The sequence below is a fragment of the Pseudomonas sp. 14P5.3.2 genome, from assembly GCF_057799175.1.
In genome coordinates this window covers 79411-98520 of the sequence record NZ_JBYOKU010000004.1, presented here as the reverse complement: position 1 = coordinate 98520, position 19110 = coordinate 79411, and the positions used below count along the sequence as shown (strand labels likewise).

At 58.7% G+C, this 19110-nt stretch carries 16 protein-coding genes and 3 tRNA genes; 1 reads left to right on the top strand and 18 read right to left on the bottom strand.

Translation table 11 applies throughout. The annotated features are described in order from the left end of the window. Positions 1-991 precede the first annotated feature (991 nt). From ampE to AC27VU_RS04730, 3 genes are all read right to left on the bottom strand, one after another. A complete protein-coding gene (ampE, locus tag AC27VU_RS04740) occupies positions 992-1831 on the bottom strand; it encodes a regulatory signaling modulator protein AmpE (RefSeq protein WP_488723554.1) in 840 nt (279 codons plus the stop codon). After that, positions 1828-2388, bottom strand: a complete 561-nt coding sequence (gene ampD, locus AC27VU_RS04735) for a 1,6-anhydro-N-acetylmuramyl-L-alanine amidase AmpD (protein ID WP_262143699.1) — start codon at positions 2386-2388, stop codon at positions 1828-1830. Before ampD ends, ampE begins: the two co-directional genes overlap by 4 nt. A gap of 64 nt (positions 2389-2452) precedes the next feature. Next, the gene (locus tag AC27VU_RS04730) at positions 2453-4639 is read right to left on the bottom strand and encodes a DUF1631 domain-containing protein (RefSeq protein ID WP_488723553.1); all 2187 of its coding nucleotides are present in this window, start codon (positions 4637-4639) and stop codon (positions 2453-2455) included. Positions 4640-4932: 293 nt separating this feature from the next. On the opposite strand from AC27VU_RS04730, the gene nadC reads away from it, so the two are divergent. Beyond that, entirely contained in the window at positions 4933-5781 is an 849-nt protein-coding gene (nadC, locus tag AC27VU_RS04725) for a carboxylating nicotinate-nucleotide diphosphorylase (protein WP_003221558.1), read from the top strand. 51 nt (positions 5782-5832) lie between these two features. On the opposite strand, the gene AC27VU_RS04720 is transcribed toward nadC, so the two are convergent. From AC27VU_RS04720 to folP, 15 genes are all read right to left on the bottom strand, one after another. Next, entirely contained in the window at positions 5833-6132 is a 300-nt protein-coding gene (locus AC27VU_RS04720) for a DUF6388 family protein (RefSeq protein ID WP_003221556.1), read from the bottom strand. A 225-nt stretch (positions 6133-6357) separates the two neighbouring features. Then, a tRNA-Thr gene (locus AC27VU_RS04715) sits at positions 6358-6433 on the bottom strand. 137 nt (positions 6434-6570) lie between these two features. Next, positions 6571-8676, bottom strand: a complete 2106-nt coding sequence (pnp, locus tag AC27VU_RS04710) for a polyribonucleotide nucleotidyltransferase (RefSeq protein WP_003221554.1) — start codon at positions 8674-8676, stop codon at positions 6571-6573. Positions 8677-8869: 193 nt separating this feature from the next. Next, positions 8870-9139: a 30S ribosomal protein S15 gene (rpsO, locus tag AC27VU_RS04705; protein ID WP_003221553.1), complete on the bottom strand. Its 270-nt coding sequence runs from the start codon at positions 9137-9139 to the stop codon at positions 8870-8872. Positions 9140-9254: 115 nt separating this feature from the next. Beyond that, positions 9255-10172: a tRNA pseudouridine(55) synthase TruB gene (gene truB / locus AC27VU_RS04700; RefSeq protein WP_024011571.1), complete on the bottom strand. Its 918-nt coding sequence runs from the start codon at positions 10170-10172 to the stop codon at positions 9255-9257. A gap of 4 nt (positions 10173-10176) precedes the next feature. Continuing rightward, the gene (rbfA, locus tag AC27VU_RS04695) at positions 10177-10575 is read right to left on the bottom strand and encodes a 30S ribosome-binding factor RbfA (protein ID WP_003221549.1); all 399 of its coding nucleotides are present in this window, start codon (positions 10573-10575) and stop codon (positions 10177-10179) included. Between the two features lie 160 nt (positions 10576-10735). Continuing rightward, entirely contained in the window at positions 10736-13255 is a 2520-nt protein-coding gene (gene infB, locus AC27VU_RS04690) for a translation initiation factor IF-2 (RefSeq protein ID WP_003221547.1), read from the bottom strand. Positions 13256-13282: 27 nt separating this feature from the next. Beyond that, positions 13283-14764 carry a transcription termination factor NusA gene (gene nusA / locus AC27VU_RS04685; RefSeq protein ID WP_003221546.1) on the bottom strand — a complete coding sequence of 494 codons (1482 nt, stop codon included), beginning with the start codon at positions 14762-14764 and terminating at the stop codon, positions 13283-13285. A gap of 47 nt (positions 14765-14811) precedes the next feature. Beyond that, complete coding sequence (gene rimP / locus AC27VU_RS04680; protein ID WP_007973115.1) at positions 14812-15270, bottom strand: ribosome maturation factor RimP; 459 nt, start codon at positions 15268-15270, stop codon at positions 14812-14814. A 138-nt stretch (positions 15271-15408) separates the two neighbouring features. Then, positions 15409-15485 (bottom strand) — tRNA-Met (locus tag AC27VU_RS04675). Between the two features lie 97 nt (positions 15486-15582). Further along, positions 15583-15668 (bottom strand) — tRNA-Leu (locus tag AC27VU_RS04670). 22 nt (positions 15669-15690) lie between these two features. Then, positions 15691-16077 (bottom strand): preprotein translocase subunit SecG, encoded by a 387-nt coding sequence (gene secG / locus AC27VU_RS04665; protein WP_473020044.1) that lies wholly within the window; start codon positions 16075-16077, stop codon positions 15691-15693. Between the two features lie 4 nt (positions 16078-16081). Then, positions 16082-16837 (bottom strand): triose-phosphate isomerase, encoded by a 756-nt coding sequence (gene tpiA / locus AC27VU_RS04660; RefSeq protein WP_003221542.1) that lies wholly within the window; start codon positions 16835-16837, stop codon positions 16082-16084. 65 nt (positions 16838-16902) lie between these two features. Beyond that, entirely contained in the window at positions 16903-18240 is a 1338-nt protein-coding gene (gene glmM, locus AC27VU_RS04655) for a phosphoglucosamine mutase (RefSeq protein WP_400509730.1), read from the bottom strand. 16 nt (positions 18241-18256) lie between these two features. Continuing rightward, positions 18257-19108 carry a dihydropteroate synthase gene (folP, locus tag AC27VU_RS04650; RefSeq protein ID WP_103484333.1) on the bottom strand — a complete coding sequence of 284 codons (852 nt, stop codon included), beginning with the start codon at positions 19106-19108 and terminating at the stop codon, positions 18257-18259. Positions 19109-19110: the final 2 nt, after the last annotated feature.

Below are 19110 nucleotides of genomic sequence, written 5' to 3'. Positions count from 1 at the left end.
CGTATTCGGCCTGGAGCTTTTCGATCTGCGCCAGCAACTCGTCGAAACGGGCGCTCGACGAACTGTTGAGAAAGCCCTGCCCCAACGAATACGAACCGATGGCCCGGCCTTCGCCCAAGGTCTGGGTCACGGCCGGGGTGATGTTGGTGAGCAACTCGCTGAGCTGGCGGATGTCGCTCTGGTTGTCGCGGCTCAGACCGGCCTGACTGGCGATGATCTGGCTGAAAATCTGCGCGTTGCCGAGCAGCTTGCCGATCATTGCGCTTTTGCTTTGCAGGGAGCTTTCCGCCTGTTGAGCCTTGAACGCGCTGATCATTTCATCGCGTTTGCCGTCGAACACCTTGATCTGCTCAGGATCGTCGGTCATCGCCTGCAGACCTTGCAGGCGCGCCAGCACGGTTTGCTCCAGGCTGCCGATCTGCGACTCAAGATTGTCGGCCTTGCCGGACTGACCGAGGGTGACGTTGATCTGCACCAGATTGTTCAGGGTTTCCAGATCCCGGCGCAGGGTCAGGCTACTGCCCAGCAGGTCGAGGCTCTGCAATTCGACCCGGGTGCCCTGGAATTCGCGAAAGGAATCGCGCACCAGATAGAAATTGGTCACCAGCATCGGCACCAGGAACAGCACGCTGATCAGGCTGAACTTCATGCCGAAGCTCAGACGGTTCATCAGCGAGACGGCGGGATAGAGCAAGCTCTTCACTGGAAGTCTCCCTTGGCTTTTCTTGTTTTTATTGGCAGGCGCGGGGCGACAGCAGATAGCCACTATCGGGCGCTGTCTCTGTATAGCTCAAATCGGGGGGAGGTTTTGTAACTTAAGGTTAACGACTATCTGGGGCAGATCGCTCACCCTGTGGCGAGGGAGCTTGCTCCCGCTCGGCTGCGCAGCAGACGCAAATCGCTTGGACGCGTTGTTTATGATGAACAGCGAGGGCGGCTTCGCCACCCAGCGGGAGCAAGCTCCCTCGCCACAATTAACTTTACCGAGGGCTCAGTGAATCAACACTGTCCACAAGGCAAATCCGGCATACCACAACACCGCCGCGCGCAGCAGCAGTTCCCACAGGCAATCGAGGGTGTTGATGCCTTCCGGCCCGACCACCGGCGGCGGGATCTCGCCGGCTGCGAGCCCGACCTTGTTGATCAATTGCGCGGCGCTGATGTTCCAGTTCAGCAGTTCGTGCAACATCACCCGGCTGACCGCAACAAAGTTGCCGACCAGAGCAAAACTGGCGGCGAGCAAGCGCACCGGCACCCAGTCGAAGGCATGACGTAACTGGCCGGCACGTTCGGCGAGGGCCGGGTTCTGGCTGTTTTCTTCAGCCAATGCGAGCAGCCGATAAGCCAGCGCCGCCACCGGACCGAGCACGAAATACCAGAAGATCACCGCGAAGAAACTTTGATACGCCTGCCACAACAGATGGCCCTGTACCTGATCCAGCAATTGCTCACCGCTGTCGGCACAAATATCCAGATCACGCTTGGCCACATGCGCGGCGGCTTGCAGGTCTTCGCGACGCCAGGCGTCACGAAACGGCCCGAGGCCGCCGAGCAGATCACCGCGCCCCAGCGCGTAAATCACCACCAGCAAATGCACCGGCAGCGCCAGCAAGCCGTACGCGACGGGTTCCAGTACCACTAGCAACAAGCCGAGCAGCGCCACCGGCAGCAACACCAGAATCGTCAGCACCAGCCATGGTCGATTCGACAACCGGGGGCTGCTCTCGAGTTTGTGCAGTTCGCGGATCCATCCGCCATCGCGTTGAACCCGATGGCGCAGGGCCGAGAACTTCTCGATCCAGACCGCCAGCAGTAACACCAGAAAACTCATTGTCCTTCCTCTTGTGCCAGGGCTGCGCGGTAACGCGCCCAGTCGAATGCCGGGCCAGGATCGGTCTTGCGCCCGGGTGCGATGTCGCTGTGCCCGCAGATACGGGCGCCGGTGATAGCCGGAAATGCTCTTTGCAGCTGACGCGTCAGCGTGATCAACGCCTGATACTGCGCGTCGGTAAAGGGCAGATCATCAGTGCCTTCGAGTTCGATGCCCACGGAAAAATCGTTACAGGTTTCACGGCCTTCGAACATCGACACGCCAGCATGCCACGCCCGTTCAAGACAGGAGACAAACTGGGTGACGGTGCCGTCACGTTCAATCAGAAAATGCGCCGAGACGCGCAGGTCAGCAATCCCTGCAAAATAGGGATGCTCGGTGACATCCAGACGATTCTGGAAAAATTCCTGCACCTTGCCGGTGGCGAACTGCGCTGGCGGCAGGCTGATGTTGTGAATGACCAACAGAGAAATTTCGCCCGCAGGGCGTTCATTGAAGTTGGGCGATGGGCAGACCTGCACCCCGTGACACCACCCGCTAGCGGGATCCAACTGCATACCGATTCCTTCAACGCCGACTGTGTTGGCGCCCAGTATGCCGTGATCGGCCCCCGGCGCGCGATCACTTGCCGCGATTGAGTCGCCGCAGATTGCCGAGCACCGACTCCAGCGCCCGATCGAACAGCAAGGTGTCATCCAGCGCCCGCACCGCGCCACGGCGAAACTCAAGGGCCAGGTCGACGCGACTGCGCTCCAGCACTTTCATCCCGGTACGGTCGACAAACACGTATTTGCCGGTGGCTTCGATGATCGCTGCCAGCTTGCAGCGCAGGCTGTGCTCGTCGTCTTCCTGGAACGCGACCCAGTTGCCCAGGCGCAGTTGCTCCACCTGACGCAGCCCGGGGTCGTCATGCGCAAGGCCGCTGGCGTTCAGGCCGACCGCGCCCTCATCGGCGCTGCGCAGGGTAATGTGCTGCGACACTTCAACCAGCGCCGGCGCATCCGCCGGCGGCTGCTCGGTTGCAGGTTCAAGCACCCGCACATGCAGCGCTTCCAGCTCGCTGAAAAATTCGCTGGTGGCGAACGGATCAAACGCCGAGCTGCTCAAGCCATCACGCAGTGATTTGAGCAAACCGGGCACCAGCGCCAACAATTGCAGACCGGCGTCAGCTTCGTCGTGACGCTGCACGCTCCAGATCAATTGCTCCATGGTCTGCACATCGGCCTGCCACTCAGCCGAGTGATCGCCATGCTTGAGACAGGTCAGCAGCAGCACCTTGCTCCAGGCATCGCGCACAAACGTCACCACCGACGGCGGCAGGACTTTACCCAGCAGCGCCATATTCAACGCCTGCTCGACCCGTTGCCGCGCCAGTTCGGTTTTCGCCCGGCCCTCTTCGGCATCGCGCAAACGCTGCTCCAGCAACTCGCTGCGCCGCCGCTCATCGCTGGTGAAGGCGAGGAAGTCGGCGAGCAATTCGGAGAAAATCGCCGGATCGTCGACGAAGTCACTCAGCAGGCGCTGCACCACTTGTTCGATGCGCAGATACAGGCTGTCGCGGGCCTCGCCATTGCAGTCGCCCCAACCCATGGCGGCATCGGCGATTTCGTTGAGCAGGCGCCGCGCTGGATGGCTGCTGCGACTGAAGAAGCTTTTGTCGAGTACCGCCACCTTGAGCATCGGGATCTGCAAACGCGCGATCAGCGCCTTGAGCGAATCCGGCAGGTTACGGTCTTCAAGGATGCAGTCGAAGACCATGGCGATCAGGTTGATCACATCTTCATCGGCGCCGTCGACGATGCGCGATTTGCCGCTCCTGACACTGACCCGCGTCAGCAACTGTTCAAGCTGATTGCGCAGATCGAAATCGTCTTGCGCCGCCAGCGCCGGGACGTATTGCTGCAAGTGCGAAAGCAGGCGCAGCAGATCGCGGGTGGTAATCGGTTGCGCAGCTGCACTCGGCTCCAGAGTCGGCGCGACGCTGCCGCGCACATGTAAAAGTAACTCCTGCAACGCCGCAAACACTTCCTGCACGCCTTCGTCAGCGGGCTCGGGTTCGGCACTTTCTTCATTGTTGATACTGGCCGTCGCGCGCTCGATTGCGCGCCGCGCCGGTGCTGGCTTCAACTCAGGCAAGACGCCGGTGGCAATCAGCAATTGATTGGCTTCAGCGTACAGTTGCTCGGTATCGGCCAGCACGTAGCGTTCGAACAGTTTGAGCAGGATCAGTTTGACCTTGATCTCCACGCCCAGGTTACGTCCGGCCTGCAGGAAAAACTCGCAGAGCATCGCCGGGCCGAGCGGGTTGTGCTGGTTGTCGAAATCCTTGCCCAGCAACGCGTTGAGCCGCGCGGTCAGTTGATCGAGGGCAAAGCCGTCACGCTTGAGCACGCGGCCGACCATGGTCTCGACCGCCACACTGCGCTCCATGTCATCGGTGCGCGGTGCCGAATCCTCGAACATCAGCGTGCCGGGCAATGTGGGTGGTGCGGCATCGTATTGAATCAGCGCGACAAAGGCTTCGAAGAATTGCTCGAGAAAACCGCGCTCGATGTTTTTGCGCTTGAGGCGCAGGTCGCGCATGGCTTCGAAAAAGATGTTCTGTTCGACATCGTTGCGCGCCCGGTCGGCCATCTCGAACAGGGTGTCGTCGGCGTTATCGAACAACTCCTGCAAACCATGGCGCAGTTGCTGGGCCGCCTTGTCGCGGACCTGAAGCAGAATCACAGGCAGGCGGGCGAGCGGCGAATGATTCGCCTGATCGGTAGCAGCCTTGTGCAAAGGCACTACGTTCCCGTCGTTGCGCATCCAAGCCTCCTGAAACGGTGATTCCACTGGTCAGTCAAAACGCAATGCCCGGTGGGAGCGAGTTGCACGTCAAAGCTATGACGTCAAATGCAAGGCGGATTATCTTGCAAAACTTGTCCTCGGCGCTATAGCCGTCAGGGTTTCCCCTATGCCTGCAACACCTTTCAGTGACCACGGAAATCGGGCTTTGCTCAAAGAAAATCGACCAGATGCAGTCAGGCTCGCGAGTTCTCGCCTTGGGTTGGCTCTCGCCATGCCCCTATAATCGGCGCACTTAGTCTGTGGAGCCCGTTATGCCGAATCTACGTCTCGCCGATTTGACCGCCGAAATCGAAGCCAACGTGCGCCGTGCGTTGCTCGAAGATGTCGGCAGCGGCGACATCACCGCGCAACTGATCCCGGCCGAACGTCTGGCCAAAGCCACCATCATCACTCGCGACGAAGCAGTTATCTGCGGTACGGCGTGGGTCGACACGGTGTTTCGCCAGCTCGATCCGCGGGTCGCGGTGCACTGGCAGGTGCGGGACGGCGAACGGGTTAAACCCAATCAGCCGCTGTTTCATCTGGAAGGCCCGGCCCGTTCGTTGCTGACGGGTGAGCGCAGTGCGCTGAACTTCCTGCAACTGCTGTCCGGCGTGGCAACGCGTGCGCAGTACCTGGCGGACTTCGTGGCGCAGACCCAAGTCAAGCTGCTGGATACTCGCAAGACCCTGCCAGGCCTGCGTCTGGCGCAGAAATACGCCGTCACCTGCGGCGGTTGCCACAACCACCGCATCGGCCTCTACGACGCGTTCCTGATCAAGGAAAACCACATCGCCGCCAGCGGCGGCATCGCGCAGGCCATTGCCGCCGCGCACAAGATCGCGCCGGGCAAACCGGTTGAGGTCGAAGTGGAGAGCCTGGAGGAGTTGAAGGAAGCGCTGGCAGCCGGCGCCGATATCATCATGCTCGATGAACTGAGCCTGGACGACATGCGCGAAGCCGTACGCCTGAACGGCGGCAAGGCCAAACTGGAAGCCAGCGGCGGCATCAACGAAAGCACGCTGCTGCCGATCGCCGAAACCGGCGTGGATTACATCTCGATCGGGGCGATGACCAAGGACGTGAAGGCAGTGGACCTGTCGATGCGTCTGAGCCTCTGAGGCCGTCGCGCAATAAAAAACGCCAGCCTGGTTGAGGCTGGCGTTTTTGTTTCAGACCACCAGATTGTTCATCTCGCAGTACTCGTCCCACTCGACGCCCAACACTTCGGCCGCCTCCTTGTGCAGCTCCAGACGCTTGGCCTCGAACTCTTCAGGGGTGCTGGTGTACTTGAGCGTCAACTCCCACGGCTGCAAACCCTGGGCTTCGGCTTCGTCTTCGAATGCCCACTGGATCTGGTCTTTCTGATCATCAGGACTCAGGTCCTTGATCTCTTCTTTCAGATCCGGCACGTCCAGAATGTATTTTTCCAGCGCTTGTTCGTGACGTTGCTCTTGAGTTAATTCGGTCATGGCGTTCTCGCTGATCGTAAGAATGGAGGATGGATCTGGATCATCAAGGATCTCTCTGACGCGGATTGTCCGGCCTTCGGAACCATTCGGGATCATCTGAAAACTGCTGGGCGATGCTCATGCAGGCATCGAATATAGGACGTTTGCATGACGAATTACACGGCTCTTTACATCTCTCCCACAAAAACTTTGACCTGGAAGACATAAACCGGGGGACTGAGGGGATGGTGCCCGAGACAGGAATCGAACCTGCGACCTTCGCGTTACGAGTGCGCTGCTCTACCGGCTGAGCTACACGGGCGGTGGGCTAAACCTAGCACCGGTCTCGGGTTGCGGCAAATTTGGCGTTGTCTCTACTGATATCATTTGTGGCAGACAAAAAAATGCCCCGCCGTTTTCACGGCGGGGCATTTTTATTGCGCTAAAGCTGTGGGGCGATTAAACGCCCGAAGCCTTGGCTGCTGCCACGTCTTTGATGGACAGCTTGATACGGCCGCGGTTGTCCACGTCCAGTACCAGCACTTCCACTTCCTGGCCTTCTTTCAGGATGTCGGTGACTTTCTCTACGCGAGCGTCGCTCAGCATCGAGATGTGCACCAGACCGTCCTTGCCCGGCAGGATGTTGACGAATGCGCCGAAGTCGACGATGCGCTCAACCTTGCCGACGTAGATCTTGCCGATTTCAGCTTCTGCAGTGATGCTCAGAACGCGCTGACGAGCAGCTTCTGCGGCATCCTTGGTTTCGCCGAAGATCTTGATCGAACCGTCGTCTTCGATGTCGATCGAAGCCTTGGTTTCTTCGCAGATCGCACGGATGGTCGCGCCACCTTTACCGATAACGTCACGGATCTTGTCGGTGTCGATCTTCATCGCGATCATGGTCGGAGCGTTGGCCGACAGTTCGGTACGCGACTGGCCAATGATCTGGTTCATCTGGCCAAGGATGTTCAGGCGCGCTTCCAGGGCTTGGCCCAGAGCGATTTCCATGATCTCTTCGGTGATGCCCTTGATCTTGATGTCCATCTGCAGCGCAGTAACGCCTTTGGCGGTACCGGCTACTTTGAAGTCCATGTCGCCCAGGTGGTCTTCGTCACCCAGGATGTCGGTCAGGACGGCGAACTTCTCGCCTTCTTTAACCAGACCCATGGCGATACCGGCAACCGGCGCCTTCATTGGAACACCAGCGTCCATCAGGGCCAGGGAAGCGCCGCAAACGGAAGCCATCGAGCTCGAACCGTTGGATTCGGTGATTTCCGAAACCACACGGATGGTGTACGGGAACACGTCAGCGGCTGGCAGCATGGCCGAAACCGAACGACGGGCCAGGCGGCCGTGACCGATTTCACGACGACCAGCGCCACCCATGCGACCACACTCGCCCACCGAGAACGGCGGGAAGTTGTAGTGCAGCATGAACGGGTCTTTCTTCTCGCCTTCCAGGGTGTCCAGCAGCTGTGCGTCACGGGCAGTACCCAGCGTCGCGACTACCAGAGCCTGGGTTTCGCCACGGGTGAACAGCGCCGAACCGTGAGTCTTCGGCAGAACGCCGACTTCGATGTTCAGCGGACGTACGGTGCGGGTGTCGCGACCGTCGATACGTGGCTTGCCGTTAACGATGTTTTCGCGAACGGTGCGGTATTCGATTTCGCCGAAAGCCGCTTTGACGTCAGCAGCCGAAGGCTGGCCTTCTTCGCCGGACAGCTTGGCAACGACCTGGTCTTTCAGCTCGCCCAGACGTGCGTAGCGGTCAGCCTTGACGGTGATGGTGTAAGCCTGGGAGATCGCTTCGCCGAACTCGGCACGGATCGCGCCCAGCAGTTCGGTGGCTTCTGGAGCAGGCGCCCAGGTCCAGGTTGGCTTGGCAGCTTCAGCGGCCAGTTCTTTGACGGCGTTGATCACCACCTGGAACTCGTCGTGAGCGAACAGTACCGCGCCCAGCATCTGGTCTTCGGTCAGCTCTTTGGCTTCCGATTCAACCATCAGCACGGCGTCCGCAGTACCGGCAACGACCATGTCCAGGCTCGAAGCAGCTTGCTGCTCGTAGGTCGGGTTCAGCAGGTAGCCGGTGCTTTCGTGGAACGCTACGCGAGCGGCGCCGATCGGACCGTCGAACGGAATGCCCGAGATGGCCAGGGCAGCCGAGGTACCGATCATCGCAGCGATGTCCGGATCGGTCTTCTTGCTGGTGGAAACGACGGTGCAGACAACCTGCACTTCGTTCATGAAGCCTTCTGGGAACAGCGGACGGATCGGACGGTCGATCAGTCGGGAAGTCAGGGTTTCTTTCTCGGAAGGACGGCCTTCGCGCTTGAAGAAACCGCCAGGGATCTTACCGGCAGCGTAAGTTTTTTCCTGGTAGTGAACGGACAGAGGGAAGAAGCCCTTGCCTGGATCGGCTTGCTTGGCACCGACGACGGTCACCAATACGCTGACGTCGTCGTCAACGGTGACCAATACTGCGCCGGAGGCCTGACGGGCGATACGGCCAGTCTCGAGGGTAACGGTCGACTGACCGAACTGGAATTTTTTGATTACCGGGTTCACGGTGTCCTACCTTCTTTGTGGCTCTTGGGGGAACTGGTTTCTTGCGAAATTCTTGGGCAGTGTCGGGAATCGGCCCGCTGACTGTCCGGGTAAAACGGTAGTGCAGATAAAACTTGAGGCTGGGAGCCTGCCAGCCACCAACGGAAAACCGCTGATGCCTGACAGACAACCAACCTCATAGCGCAATCGCTGATTAGCGACGCAGACCCAGGCGGCCGATCAGAGCGCTGTAACGGCTCAGATCTTTGCCTTTCAGGTAGTCCAGCAGCTTGCGACGCTGGTTTACCATGCGGATCAGACCACGACGGGAGTGGTGGTCTTTACCGTTGGCCTTGAAGTGACCTTGCAGTTTGTTGATGTTGGCGGTCAGCAGTGCAACTTGCACTTCTGGCGAACCAGTATCACCAACAGCTTGCTGGTAGTCGGCAACGATTTGAGCTTTTTCTTGAACGTCGAGAGCCATGAGGCAATCCTTTTATCAGGAAACTGTTTCAAAAACAGTTTCAACAGGCCAGGGACAAATCCCTGTATCTATAAATGAGTAGTGACCGTGCCTGTTAACAGCCACACTCGTTCGGTCATTCTGACCGAATCAGTCGACGCGGCGCGATGCGCCCGTCTTCGCTCACTTCACCGATACCGATGAAGCGACCATTGTGATCCTGTACCCGTACCATGCCGAACTTCGGAGCATCCGGGGCGCGTACCGGCTGGCCGTTGAGCCAGTAGAACGCACTCGCTTCGGAGAAGTGCAGCAGCGGCCAATCCTGCAGGCCGCTGTCCGATGGCATCAGGAAACGGTCGACCGCTTCGTTGCCGCCTTCGGCATGTACCGCTTCCAGCTCTTCGAGGGTTACGGTCTGCGCCAGGGTGAAAGGCCCGGCCTGGGTACGACGCAGTTCAGCGACGTACGCACCACAACCGAGTTGCTCACCGATATCCTCCACCAGGGTGCGGATATAGGTGCCCTTGCTGCAATCCACCGCAAGACGCGCAGTATCGCCTTCGAAGGCCAGCAATTCCAAGCGCGCAATAGTAACAGAACGCGGTTCGCGCTCCACTACTTCGCCTGCACGGGCCAGCTTGTACAGCGGCTGACCGTCACGCTTGAGTGCCGAGTACATCGGCGGTATCTGACTGATTTGCCCACGAAATTTCGGCAGAACCGCTTCGACATCGGCGCGACCAACGGTCACCGGACGCTCCTGCAAAACCTCACCCTCGGCGTCCGCCGTGGTGGTGGTCTTGCCCAGTTGCGCCAGGGTTTCGTAACCCTTGTCGGAATCGAGCAGGTATTGCGAAAACTTCGTTGCCTCGCCAAAGCACAGCGGCAAGACACCGGTGGCCAGCGGGTCGAGACTGCCGGTGTGACCGGCCTTCTCGGCGTTGAGCAACCAGCGAACCTTCTGCAACGCGGCGTTGGAGGTGAACCCCAGCGGCTTGTCGAGCAGGATGATACCGCTGACGTTACGACGGATACGTTTGACCTGAGCCACCGAATTACTCCTTGGTGTCTTCAGGTGCAGCGGCCAGGTGCTGATTGTCCTCAGCCACGGCGCGCTCGATCAGGGCCGACAGATGCGCGCCACGCACGACGCTTTCGTCGTAGTGGAAGTGCAATTGCGGCACGCTGCGCAGCTTCATTTCACGGGCCAGCTGCATGCGCAGGAAACCTGCAGCAGCGTTGAGCACCTTGATGCTTTGCGCGATGTCTTCGGCGTTGTCCTGCCCCATCACGGTGATGAAGATCTTCGCGTGACCGACGTCACGGCTGACTTCCACAGCGGTAATGGTGACCAGGCCGACGCGCGGGTCTTTGACTTCACGACGGATCAGTTGGGCCAGCTCACGCTGCATCTGATCGCCGATACGTTGGGTACGGCTGTATTCTTTTGCCATGATTTTGTTACCTGTTACTGCCCCGCGGTGAAACCCGCAAGGTCTGAAAGCGGCAAACGCCCGGCCTGACAAAAGCCAGACCGGGCGTTGCGTTTAGAGTCCTGACGCCGTGGCGCGCATCTGCATGCGGCGGCTCGGCGTGGCCCTTGAAGTGCGCGAGTCAGAGGCTGCGAGCAACCTGAACCTTCTCGAAGACTTCGATCTTGTCACCGACTTTGACGTCGTTGTAGCTCTTCACGCCGATACCGCATTCCATGCCGGCACGTACTTCGGAAGCGTCATCCTTGAAGCGGCGCAGGGATTCCAGCTCGCCTTCGAAGATAACGATGTCTTCACGCAGTACACGGATCGGACGGTTACGGTGCACAACACCTTCGATCACCATGCAACCGGCGATCGCGCCAAACTTCGGCGAACGGAACACGTCGCGCACTTCGGCCACGCCCAGGATGTTCTCGCGAACATCGCTGCCGAGCATGCCAGTCAGGGCTTTCTTGACGTCTTCGATGATGTCGTAGATCACGTTGTAGTAACGCATGTCCAGACCTTCCTGCTCGACGATCTTCCGTGCGCCAGCATCGGCACGCACGTTGAAGCCGAACAGTACAGCGTTGGAAGCCAGTGCCAGGTTGGCGTCGGATTCGGTGATACCACCGACACCGCCACCGACTACGCGCACTTGCACTTCGTCGTTGCCCAGGCCGTTCAGAGCGCCCTGCAAAGCTTCCAGCGAACCACGGACGTCGGATTTGAGGACGATGTTGAGCGTCTTCTTCTCTTCCTGACCCATGTTTTCGAAGATGTTTTCCAGCTTGCCGGCGTGAGCGCGAGCCAGTTTGACTTCGCGGAACTTGCCTTGACGGAACAGAGCCACTTCACGGGCTTTCTTCTCGTCGGCAACCACGCTCATCTCGTCGCCAGCGTCTGGTGTACCGTCAAGACCCAGGATCTCGACCGGAATGGCCGGACCTGCTTCCTTGATCGGCTTGCCGTTCTCGTCGAGCATGGCGCGCACGCGGCCATAGTTCGAGCCGACCAGCACCATGTCGCCTTGACGCAGCGTACCGTCCTGAACCAGCACGGTGGCCACCGGGCCACGGCCCTTGTCCAGACGCGATTCAACGACAACACCACGGCCAGGAGCCGATGGAGTGGCGGTCAGTTCGAGAACTTCGGCCTGCAGCAGAACGGCTTCGAGCAGTTCGTCAACGCCGGTACCCATTTTCGCCGAAACCGGTACGAATGGAGTGTCGCCGCCCCACTCTTCGGAAGTCACGCCGTGAACCGACAGTTCGCTGCGGATGCGATCGAGGTCGGCACCTGGCTTGTCGATCTTGTTCACCGCAACCACCAGAGGAACGCCAGCCGCCTGAGCGTGCTGAACAGCCTCGATGGTTTGCGGCATCACGCCGTCGTCCGCCGCCACCACCAGGATCACGATGTCGGTCGCCTTGGCACCACGGGCACGCATTGCGGTAAACGCAGCGTGACCCGGGGTGTCGAGGAACGTCACCATGCCACGGTCGGTTTCAACGTGGTATGCGCCGATGTGCTGGGTAATGCCGCCGGCTTCGCCCGCTGCAACCTTGGCACGACGGATGTAGTCGAGCAGGGAAGTCTTACCGTGGTCAACGTGGCCCATTACGGTCACGACCGGTGCACGGGAAACTGCCTCACCTTCAAACTTCAGGGACTCGGCCAGGGAATCTTCCAGGGCGGTGTCGCTGACCAGGGTCACTTTGTGGCCCAGCTCTTCAGCAACCAGTTGAGCAGTTTCCTGATCGAGTACCTGGTTGATGGTCGCTGGAGTGCCCAGTTTGAACATGAACTTGATGATTTCAGCAGCCTTGACCGACATCTGCTGGGCGAGATCGCCAACAGTGATGGTCTCGCCGATCTTCACTTCACGCACGACAGGACCGGTAGGGTTCTGGAAGCCGTGAGCGTTGCGTTTCTTCAGCTTGGCCTTGCCGCGACCACCACGACGGAAGCCATCGCTTTCTTCGTCGGTAGTGCGTGGCGCCACACGTGGAGCCGGCGCCTTTTCTTTGACCGATGCGCGATGCGGAGCGTTTTTGCGCTCGCCATCGCCACCACCGCCGCGACGATTGTTATCGTCGGCACGTGGCTTGTCCGGACGACGCTGTTCGTCACGCTTGCGAGTGTCGGCAGCTGGCGCAGCAGCAACCGGCGCGGCTTCGCGCACGGGTTCGGCTACTGGCGCAGGTGCAGCAACAGCTTCAGCAGACGCGGACGGCGCAGCAGCAGGCTGGCGACGCGCTTCTTCTTCAGCGCGCTGCTTGGCTTCTTCTTCAGCCTTCTGACGGGCAGCATTTTCTACTGCGCGACGCTCATCCAGTTCACGCTTGCGCTCGGCTTCGATTTCTTCCGGGCTACGCTGTACGAAAACTTTCTTCTTGCGAACTTCTACGCTGATGCTCTTGCTACCAGCCACACGCAGGGTGCTGGTGGTTTTACGCTGCAGCGTGATCTTGCGTGGTTCTTCCACTTTCGCCTTGTGACTGCTCTTCAAGTGAGTCAGCAGGGATTGCTTCTCACTGTCAGTCACATGTTCTTCGGCGGCGGTGTGCGGCAGACCTGCCTCACGCATCTGCTGCAACAGGCGCTCTACCGGTGTTTTGACCTCATCGGCCAGTTGTTTCACCGTGACTTGCGTCATGCACTTCTCTCCTCAGGCCGCGCCTAATTACTCGAACCAGTGGGCTCGGGCGGCCATGATCAACTTGCCGGCACGATCATCGTCAATGCCGTCGATGTCGAGCAGGTCGTCAATAGACTGCTCGGCCAGGTCTTCGCGGGTAATTACGCCGCGCACCGCCAGTTCCATCGCCAAATCCTTGTCCATACCCTCAAGCGAGAGCAGGTCTTCGGCCGGATGGGCGTCTGCCAGCTTTTCCTCAGTAGCGATGGCTTTGGTCAACAAACGATCCTTGGCACGAGCGCGAAGCTCGTTGACGATATCTTCGTCAAAGCCGTCGATGTTGAGCATTTCTTCCAACGGTACGTAGGCAATCTCTTCCAGGCTGGTGAAGCCTTCATCTACCAGCACCTGAGCCAGTTCTTCGTCGACTTCCAGCTCGTCGATGAAGTTGCGCAGGATGTCGCCGGTTTCTGCTTGCTGCTTAGCCTGGATGTCCGATTCGGTCATCACGTTCAGGGTCCAGCCAGTCAACTGGCTCGCCAGACGCACGTTCTGACCACCCCGACCGATGGCCTGAGCCAGATTGTCTGCGCCAACGGCGATGTCCATTGCATGGGCATCTTCGTCAACGATAATGGCCGCCACTTCTGCCGGCGACATGGCATTGATCACGAACTGCGCCGGGTTATCGTCCCACAGGACGATATCGACACGTTCGCCACCCAACTCGCCCGACACGGCCTGGACGCGCGAACCGCGCATACCGATGCACGCGCCCTGCGGGTCGATGCGCTTGTCCTTGGAACGGACAGCGATCTTGGCACGCGAACCCGGATCACGGGACGCTGCCATTACTTCGATCAGGCCTTCAGCGATTTCCGGCACTTCGATGCGGAACAACTCGATCAGCATTTCCGGCGCGGTGCGCGACAGGATCAGCTGCGGGCCGCGGTTCTCGGTGCGGATTTCCTTGAGCAGTGCACGCAGACGCACACCGACACGGAAGGTTTCGCGAGAAATGATGTCTTCACGGGCCAGCAACGCTTCGGCGTTGTTGCCCAGATCGACGATCACGTTGTCGCGGGTGACTTTCTTCACGGTGCCGGAGATGATTTCTCCCAGGCGCTCGCGATAGGCGTCGACCACTTGAGCGCGCTCGGCTTCACGCACTTTCTGCACAATGACTTGCTTGGCAGTCTGTGCAGCAATGCGGCCGAACTCGATGGATTCGATCTTTTCTTCGACGACGTCGCCGACCTTGGCGCCCGGATGCGTTTCGGCAACCTTGCTTGGCCAGGTTTCGATCGCAGGATCGTCGAGATCATTCTCTTCGACGACTGTCCAGCGACGGAAAGTCTCATAGGAACCGGTGTGGCGATTGATCTCCACACGCAGGTCAACTTCGTCTTCAAAACGCTTTTTGGTAGCAGTGGCCAGAGCCAGCTCCAGCGCTTCAAAAATCACGCTTGCCGGTACGCCCTTTTCATTGGATACCGACTCAACAACCAGCAGTACTTCTTTGCTCATCGTACGCCTCGCCTTTCGCAAGCCATTGGATCCGCGGGATCCGCGTCTCAGTCAAAACTGGGAATAATGTTGGCCTTGTCGATCATATCGATCGGCAACAGGAACTCATGGTCTTCTACCTGCACCACGACGTCCTGTTCTTCTACACCGCGCAGAAGGCCCTGAAAGTTGCGTCGACCTTCGAAAGGCGAGCGCAGCTTGATCTTCACTTGTTCACCGGCAAATTTTGCAAACTGCTCAAGAGTGAACAGTGGGCGTTCCATGCCAGGCGAGGAAACTTCGAGGGTGTATTCAACGGAGATCGGATCTTCAACATCCAGGACACCGCTGATCTGACGGCTGACAATGGCGCAATCGTCCACCAGCACGCCACCCTCTTTATCGATATAAACACGCAACATCGAGTGACGACCTTGAGCCGAAAACTCGATACCCCAGCATTCATAGCCTAGGGCCACGACCACCGGGGCCAACAAGGCCTGCAACTCTTCTAGCTTGCTCGACACCTGAACCCCCTCGTGCATGTAAATGCATGCGCTGCAAAATAAAAAAATGGGCGAAACGCCCATCCTTGAAACGCCGTCGAACAGCGGCGCAGAAAGTGTCCAGCTAACAAAAAGCCCCTGAAAAGGGGCTCCTTAAACTGGTTGCGGGGGCCGGATTTGAACCGACGACCTTCGGGTTATGAGCCCGACGAGCTACCAGACTGCTCCACCCCGCGACAAAGCTGGGGCGGAAGTATACGACCGATCCCTTATAGGGTCAATGTAACCTTCCACCTGCAAGAAAGCCCGCAACAGCGGGCTCTCCTGACTAATTGGTACCGAGAAGGGGACTCGAACCCCTACACCCTATGGGCACAACCACCTCAAGGTTGCGTGTCTACCAATTCCACCACCTCGGCAAAACTACGTTTGAAACCCTTCTTACTTCTGCTCTTGAGCTGGAGGTACGTCAGTCGCTGTAGTAGCCGACTTTTGCTCTTGAAGCACCGGGACATCATCAGAAGCCGGTTTTTGTTGCTTAGGTACTTCCAACACTGCTGGATCTGGCAAACCTGCTTGAGTCAGCTGATGAGCTTTCTCTTTAGCAAAGTAACCTAACCCCAGGCTGGTTATGAAGAAACCGGCGGCAAGTATAGCAGTAAACTTACTAAGAAAGGTAGAGGAACCTTGGCTTCCGAACACAGTATTTGAAGCACCTGCTCCGAAAGACGCGCCAGCGTCCGCACCCTTACCCTGCTGCAGCAAAACCAGAGCAACTACGCCCAATGCACCCAGCAGATGAAAAACGACTACGACTGTTTCCAGCATTTTTTCAGTTTCCCGCGGCGCGACAAATCGCACCGAACTCATCTGCATTCAGGGAAGCTCCACCAATGAGCCCCCCATCGATATCCGGCATGCCGAACAGTTCGACCGCATTGGCCGCCTTCACGCTGCCGCCGTATAGAAGCCGCACACCTCGTGCGACTTCAGAATTCTCTGCCGCCAACTGCTCGCGAATGGCTTTGTGCACATCCTGAGCCTGTTGCGGCGTTGCAGTCAGTCCGGTACCAATGGCCCAGACAGGCTCGTAAGCAATAACTGCATTGGCAAAGGCACCTACACCCAGCTCCTCGATGATGCTGCCCAGCTGACGCCCGACAACCTCAAGAGTTTTTCCGGCTTCGCGCTGCTCGAGGGTTTCCCCTACACACAACACCGGAATCAAGCCACATGCCTGTGCCGCTGCGAACTTGCGATTCAGCATCCCGTCTCGCTCGCCCATTATCTGGCGGCGTTCGGAGTGCCCGACAAGCACCAGGGAACAACCTGCATCCACCAACTGACTCGGTGCAATTTCACCGGTCAATGCACCTTGCATGGATTCCACCGCAGAATTCTGCGCACCGACCGAAATCGATTTGCCTTTCAAACCATCAATCACTTGATTGATATGCAAGCAAGGCGGGAATACCGCGACATCAACACCGCTTGGCAAGGCCAGATGACGAAGGCCGTTGATCAGCTCAGCGACGCTGGCGCGGGTACCGTGCATCTTCCAGTTACCAGCTACCATAGGGCGACGCATGCTGTACCTCGTCGGTCAAAGTGGGCGCAGATGTTACCCAACACAATCATGGCTGGCAAGCCGAATCAGGCAGAAACTTCACTTACCAGTTTTGCCAGTTCTTCGGCATAGCTGCGAACCTGAGTTTCATCCTCGCCTTCGACCATCACACGCACCAGCGGCTCTGTGCCGGACTTGCGCAGAAGCACACGACCTCGACCCGCCATCGCCTGGGTTACCCGCGCACTGGCTTCCTTGACAGCCGGATGCTCAAGCGGGCTTTCGCCACCACCGAAACGCACATTGATCAGCACTTGAGGGCACTTGCGCAAGACCTGACGCGTTTGCGCAAGACCTTCATTGCGGGCTTTCAATGCCATCAACACCTGCAACGCAGCAATGATCGCATCACCTGTTGTGGTGTGATTGAAGCAGACGATGTGGCCCGAATTCTCACCACCTACCAGCCAGTTGCGCTCCAGCAGCTCGGCGATCACATAGCGATCACCGACATTCGCTCGAATGAACGGAATCGAGAGATCCGCCAACGCGAGCTCAAGACCCAGGTTGCTCATCAGAGTACCGACCACGCCACCCTGCAACTTGCCACGCTCGTGCAGATCGCGCGCAATGATGAACAGCAGCTCGTCACCATCGACGATGGCGCCAGTGTGATCGACCATCAACACCCGATCACCGTCGCCATCGAAGGCGATACCCAGATCAGCGTGCTCAGCCAATACAGCAGCCTGCAACGGCCCCATATGGGTCGAACCGCAATTTTCATTGATGTTCAGACCATTGGGCTGAGCCGAAAGCACGACCACTTCAGCACCCAACTCACGGAATACACTTGGAGCAACCTTGTAGGTCGCACCATGTGCGCAGTCGATCACGATCTTCAAACCGGAAAAACTGGTACCGCTCGGCACGCTGCTTTTGCAGAATTCGATGTAGCGACCCGAAGCATCGTTGATCCGCGACACCTTGCCAATCTTGCTCGACTCGACCACGGTCATCGGGGTGTCGAGCAGTTCTTCGATCATAAGCTCCAGTTCATCAGGCAGCTTCGTGCCCTTGCCGGAGAAGAACTTGATTCCATTATCATCATGCGGATTGTGCGAAGCACTGATCACGATGCCTGCTTCGGCCTGGAACGTGCGCGACAGATAGGCAATCGCCGGCGTCGGCATCGGGCCGAGCAGCATTACATCGGCACCCGCCGACGTCAGGCCTGCTTCAAGCGCCGACTCGAACATGTAGCCGGAGATTCGCGTGTCCTTGCCGACCAGAACCTTGCAGGCGCCCATCTTGCGAAAGGCCATGCCAGCCGCCCAGCCGAGCTTGAGCATGAAGTCCGGAGTGATCGGGTATTCACCGACACGACCACGAATACCGTCAGTACCAAAGTATTTCTTGCTCATAAGTGCTCCATCATTCTTATTCGGCTGATTCCACGGCCGCGAGCATTCGCACCACGTCTACCGTTTCCGCCACATCATGGACGCGCAATATACGCGCTCCTTTCACTGACGCCAGTGCCGCGAGTGCCAGACCACCATGCAGACGCTCGCCCACCTGACGATTCAGCGCCTGACCAATCATGCTTTTGCGTGAGACACCGACCAATAGCGGACGCCCCAGCGCATGCAGGGCTTCCATATGCTTGAACAAGCTTAGATTGTGCTGCAGGGTTTTGGCGAAACCGAAACCGGGATCAAGAATGATCCGCTCGGCAGGAATACCCGCCGCCGCACATTGAGCCATGCGCTCGGCCAGAAACTCACCCACTTCCCGGGTAACGTCCTGATAGTGTGGATTGTCCTGCATGTCACCTGGCTCACCGAGCATGTGCATCAGACATACCGGCAACCCGGTCGCCGCAGCGGCATCCAGCGCACCATCACGGCGCAGCGAGCGCACGTCATTGATCAACCCGGCACCGAGCCGCGCAGTTTCGCGCATCACTGCAGGTGTCGAAGTATCAACCGAGATCACCACATCCAGCTCGCGATTGATCAGCTCCACAATCGGAGCTACGCGCTCCAGCTCTTCCAGCGGCGAAACCGCTCGAGCGCCGGGCCGGGTCGATTCACCGCCGACATCAATCAGCGTCGCGCCAGCAGCCACCATGGCTTCGGCGTGACGCAAGGCCACGTCGAGCTGACTGTAGCGGCCGCCATCGGAAAAGGAATCGGGAGTGACATTGAGAATGCCCATGACATGCGTCCGGGCCAAATCAAGAACCCGGTTGCCGCAAGGCAACCGGGTCAGGGACTGTGCAGAAGTCATTT